2 protein-coding genes are annotated in these 1576 nt (G+C 72.6%); both read left to right on the top strand.

Annotation, left to right across the window (positions count from 1 at the left end; translation table 11 throughout):
• Nucleotides 1–444 precede the first annotated feature (444 nt).
• Complete coding sequence (locus tag AEQ27_RS15975; protein ID WP_054147572.1) at nt 445–927, top strand: BLUF domain-containing protein; 483 nt, start codon at nt 445–447, stop codon at nt 925–927.
• 90 nt (nt 928–1017) lie between these two features.
• The coding region (locus AEQ27_RS15970) for a glycoside hydrolase family 36 N-terminal domain-containing protein (RefSeq protein WP_304437584.1) at nt 1018–1576 on the top strand (559 nt) is incomplete at its 3' end.

Genomic DNA, 1576 nt, shown 5'->3' with positions numbered 1-1576 from the left:
CCGCGTGCCGAACCCGCATCGGACCCGCGCCTCCTCGCGTGCCCGCCCCGCGCCTCCTCAGGTACCGAACCCGCATCGGACCCGCGCCTCCTCGCGTGCCCGACCCGCGCCTCCTCACGTACCGGACCCGCACCTGCCCGATCGAGGAACGCGACCCGACCCATCTCATGTGCCGAACCCGACCTGACCCGCGCCTCCCCGCGTACCGAACCCGACCAACCGAGCTCGACACGCCGCTGGCGGACGCCCGCAGGGGCCGATCGCCGACGTCTCGTCGCGATTTGCACACTGTGCGGGCGGGGCAAGGCAGGCAGGGAGGCAAGGCAGGGAGGGGCGGGGAGGGGCCAGGCAGGGCCAGGTGTGTCAGCGCCCAGAACTGGGGAGGGCGGCGGGGCCGGACGACGTGCAGACTCGGTCGAGCCCTGAACCCGAGGAGGCCCGCCCGTGCTGTCCACCGTCTACGTCAGTCGATCGTCGTACCCCTTCACCGACGACGACCTGGCCAACCTGCTGATGACCAGCCGGTCGAACAACGCCCGCCTGGGCATCACCGGCATGCTGCTGCACCGCGAGGGGCGTTTCATCCAGGTGCTCGAAGGGCCCGACGAGGCGGTTCGAGAGCGCCTCGCGGTCATCGCCCGCGACCCCCGACACACGGCCGTGCACACGATCGTCGACGAACGCGTCGAGGACCGGCTGTTCCCCGCCTGGACCATGGGGTACCAAGCCGTCACGGACGACCTCGCCGCGGTGATCCCGGGCTACGCCGACGTCTTCGGCCCCGGGACGGACGGGAAGGCCGTCGGCCGCGACGGCTTCAGCAACCTGTCCCCGTCGTCGTCGCACAAGGTCCGCACCTTGCTGCGCTGGTTCCGCGACCAGCCGACCGACGTGACCGACGAGCTCTTCTCGCCCCGCGCCTCCTGACACCGGGCGAGACCTCGACGGGGTTGTGACGCCCGCGCGACGTCCGAGATACTTCCCAGACGAAAGTATCTGCCGCCGTCAGGAGCATCCGTGTCGCACCCCACCCCGTCGCCCAGCCTCGTCGCGCCGTCCGAGGTGCCCGAAGCACCCGACGCGTTCGTCCACCTGAGCGCTGCCGGCGTCAGCCTGCTGCTCGACGTCACCCACGGGCGCCTTCCGGCGGTCGTGCACTGGGGCGCCGCGCTCGGTCGGCCGACGCTCGACGACGTGCGGTCGCTCGCGGCCGCCGCGGTGCCGCCGTACGTCAACAACCTGATGGACGAGCCGGTGCGACTGGCGATCCTGCCCGAGCACCACGCGGGCTGGTCGGGCAAGCCCGGGATCGGCGGCCACCGCTCGGACGGCGCCGACTGGTCGCCGCGGTTCACGGTCGACGCGCTCGACGTGACGGGCGAGGCGGAGGCGACCCGCGCCTCCTCGGGTCCCGAGCTGGTCGACGCGGGAGCCGCCGTCGTCACGGTCGAAGCGCACGACGACGTGGCCGGACTCGCGCTCGTGCTCGAGATCGAGCTGACGGCGAGCGGACTCGTCCGCACCCGGGCCGAGCTGACGAACGTCGCCGGGCGACGTGAGTGCGGACGAGTCCGCT

The sequence above is a fragment of the Frigoribacterium sp. RIT-PI-h genome, from assembly GCF_001297205.1.
In the GTDB taxonomy this organism is placed as follows: Bacteria; Actinomycetota; Actinomycetes; order Actinomycetales; family Microbacteriaceae; genus Frigoribacterium.
The sequence above is the reverse complement of the archived record's forward strand: the minus strand, read 5'-3'. Positions and strand labels throughout refer to the sequence as shown.